Origin of the sequence: Tunicatimonas sp. (assembly GCF_049647865.1) — a bacterium.
Classification (GTDB): Bacteria; Bacteroidota; Bacteroidia; order Cytophagales; family Cyclobacteriaceae; genus Tunicatimonas.
In genome coordinates this window covers 1-3,146 of the sequence record NZ_JBARYM010000212.1, presented here as the reverse complement: position 1 = coordinate 3,146, position 3,146 = coordinate 1, and the positions used below count along the sequence as shown (strand labels likewise).

General features: G+C 48.3%; 3 protein-coding genes and 1 pseudogene. All 4 read right to left on the bottom strand.

What is annotated here, in order from left to right; all coding sequences use genetic code 11:
* Positions 1-666 (bottom strand): annotated as a pseudogene (locus WBA23_RS06595) (hypothetical protein); the annotation flags it as partial.
* Positions 667-671: 5 nt separating this feature from the next.
* Positions 672-986: a hypothetical protein gene (locus WBA23_RS06590; protein ID WP_424581459.1), complete on the bottom strand. Its 315-nt coding sequence runs from the start codon at positions 984-986 to the stop codon at positions 672-674.
* Entirely contained in the window at positions 968-1,471 is a 504-nt protein-coding gene (locus WBA23_RS06585; protein WP_424581458.1) for a hydrogenase maturation protease, read from the bottom strand. Before WBA23_RS06585 ends, WBA23_RS06590 begins: the two co-directional genes overlap by 19 nt.
* A gap of 43 nt (positions 1,472-1,514) precedes the next feature.
* Positions 1,515-3,107, bottom strand: coding sequence for a nickel-dependent hydrogenase large subunit (locus WBA23_RS06580; protein WP_424581460.1), 1,593 nt, complete (start codon positions 3,105-3,107; stop codon positions 1,515-1,517).
* Positions 3,108-3,146: the final 39 nt, after the last annotated feature.

Sequence of the window (3,146 nt, the reverse complement as noted above, 5' to 3'; positions counted from 1 at the left end):
GGGTACGGATAACTGCGCCATCTTGGTGCTAGTCAACACTGACTTTAGCGCGTAAGATGCCTCTTCTGATAAGTGTTGAGCCAGATGCTGTTGTAATAGTTCTTCTGCTTTCTGTCCCTGGTTAGTATCCAGCAGCAACGTAGCGTATTGCCTCAGCGTGAAAGCGTAGTGTTCCTGATCTGGAGCCGTAGCTAGTGCCTCTTGGTAGGTCTGCTGTACGTCGGCCAGCGTTACCGAAGTGGGCCAAAGACCGTACTGCTGGAGTAAAGCCTTGTTGTGTTGATCACGATACTTTTCTCCATTGAAAGTGCTGGCTACCTCAATGGGCAACGATTGATTAGTTTGCAAACAGCCTAAGCTCATCACTTCGTTGTAGAGTTTGGTGTGCTGCGCCAGATAATTTTGTGCTTCGGCGTAGTTTCCAAGGGTAATGAAAATGTAGCCCAGCAACACTTCAACGTGTAGAGGTGCGGGACTACTCATCAGAAAGGGTGGAGCACTATTATCCCAAACCAGCGGCAGCGTAATTCCTCGTTCGTCCACAATTATGTTGGCGGCTAAGGCATCTTCGGTAGTGATGGTTACCAACTCCGACAGACGGGGTACCGAACCAACGATTTTTGATACCTCGTTCTGATAGTTCTTATCTAGGTAGATTATTATCATAATTATTATAGGCTGATCTTCAAAATACCGGAAGTATCTTGAAGCGTATACTCAAGTTCACGATCCTGATTATCCAGTGCATTATCAATCAAAATTTCGTGCAGAGCGATGGTTTTGTCTCCTTTTAGGTTTCGGCTCTTCAGCATATGCTGGCTGGGTTGGTGCATTTTGTAGAACCACTGCTGCGACACGGGAGCGACCAATAAGGTAGATCGCTCAGCTTGATAGGCGAGATAAGCCCGCTGCTCGTCGCCAAAAACCTTCGCGGCAATATCGCCCGGAATGTACAGATGCGATGCCTTTAGGGTGATGCTGTCCATGCGACCTCCTCCAGAATATACTCTACTACTCGGTCACCCGCTTGCTGTACGGCATCTGACATGGCTACTTCCAAACGGGTATTATCAATGGCAATCAGGTACACCTGAATGTTATCTGGGTACTCATCTTGTAGTAGTTTTTTAGCGTACGATAAAGCTTGATCCCACTTAATACTGTGCAAGAATACCATTGGATCATCTTGCGGAGCACTCCGCACTTCTTCTGCCGGAACCCGATACAGCGTACCGATTGGATCACCAGTATTGACCACCGCATCTACCAGAATAATTTGTTGGTGTCCTTTTAGCTGGAAGAGCACCTCAAAAGCTGAAGTGCCCATATCAAACAAGCTGATATCTTCCCGTTCAGAGAGGGTGCTTTTAAGCTGCTGAATTACGTACGTTCCCACCGCATCGTCGCTGCGAACCGGGTTTCCAAAACCCATAATCGCAATGCGGTGAGAACTACTTCCCGTCGTAGTCATACTCACTTACTTCTGATTGAATGAAACGTTTTCGCTTAATTTATTACAGCTTAAAGCGAGCGAGCTCCTTGTTATCTTTGGCATCGTGCGCGTGAACCGTACACACCAAACAAGAGTCAAACGAGCGGGCGACCATACCTACTTCTACCGGATCGTGAGTATCTTCAATTTCAGTACCCTCCAAGGCGGCTTCAATTGGGCCAGGCTTGCCATCATCGTCATTAGGACCCACATTCCAGGTGGTGGGGGCTACGATCTGATAATTCTCAATGACTCCATTTTTAATTTCAACCCAGTGGGCAAGAGCACCGCGCGCTGCTTCGGTCGCTCCCCAACCTTTACCATCGCGCTCTTCTGGCTTAATGTAAAATTCACCGTCCAAGTCTATCTCACCTAACCATTGGTTGATGTACTCGAAGACCCGAGGAGCTTCGTGCATACGAGCTAGGGTTCGGGTAAACACATTCGCCCCTTTCTGCTTCATAATATCCCCGAATAGACCATCACGATTCTGGTGCTCTCGGTTCTCGGGGTTGGATGCCATAATTACCCGAGCTAGCGGACCAGCTTCAGCCGCGTGGGTCATGTAACGAGGTGATTTGGACCAACTATACTTTCCGTTGAAGTCGGTTTCAGTAAGTATCGTAGAATCGCCCGACGGAACCGGTACCGGTGCATCCCACGGGTGAGCTGCTTTATGGTCTTTAAACCAGGTGTGCTCCACGTGTTCAGCAATCTGCATATGGTCTAGTTCGTGGTACTTTTCGCCATCGTAGAACCCACCAGGACTCACCACTGCAGCAGAACGACTCTCGATGGTAGGATAGTTATACATATCTTTGTGCAGATACGTACCGTAGGCGATAAATTTCCCTACTCCCTGCCCAAACTTATCTAAACCAAACTCCAGGGAAGCCCGAATAAATAACCCTAAGTCACTATTTCGCTGCGACTCATTTTCTTCTACCCAGGCCATTAAATCGTCCCAGGTTTTAACTTGCAGGTAACGCTCAACGGACCCACCCAACCATACTGGCTCCAGCCAGTCGTTGCGGAACTGGTTCATAATGGCGTGAGCGCGGGTGATGTCTTTTAGCGTTGGGGCGCACATTACTCCGCCGGGAACCATGTAACTAGAGTGAGGCCACTGTCCGCCAAATAAAGCGTACACCTCTACGGGTCGTCCGCTAGCGGTCACTCCCTTTTGGAAAGATGTTCCTACGTAGGCGGCAAATCGCTTGGTTACTTCCTGGTAGAGTGGTTTGTTCGCAAATTTCTTATTAGCCAAATCGGTAGCGAAGATAGCGTAGAACCAGCGAGGAATACTTTGAATAGTTTCAGTCGCTTGACCAATTGCCCGCAGTAATAGGGCATTGGGGGTTAACTGGGTTTTCCAGATAGTATCCAGGGCAGAAGAAGCGCAGTATAGATGCGAACCACCGCAAATTCCACAGATACGCGGGGTTACAATAAGCCCTGATTGGGGGTCTTTACCCTGCATAATTTTCTCGAAACCGCGGAACATAGCAGCTTGGGTGTGGGCTCGGGTGACTACCCCGTTTTCCATATACACCCTCACATCTAGGTCACCTTCTACCCGTCCAACGGGGGAAATATTTAATTCTTTAGACTCCATAGTATAGATTGATAGTTTTATTTTGAGGTTTCGGTAAGC

Coding starts and splice junctions, on each gene's coding strand:
- WBA23_RS06590 (WP_424581459.1), bottom strand. CDS start 986: ATGGACAGCATCACCCTAAAGGCATCGCATCTGTACATTCCGGGCGAT.
- WBA23_RS06585 (WP_424581458.1), bottom strand. CDS start 1,471: ATGACTACGACGGGAAGTAGTTCTCACCGCATTGCGATTATGGGTTTT.
- WBA23_RS06580 (WP_424581460.1), bottom strand. CDS start 3,107: ATGGAGTCTAAAGAATTAAATATTTCCCCCGTTGGACGGGTAGAAGGT.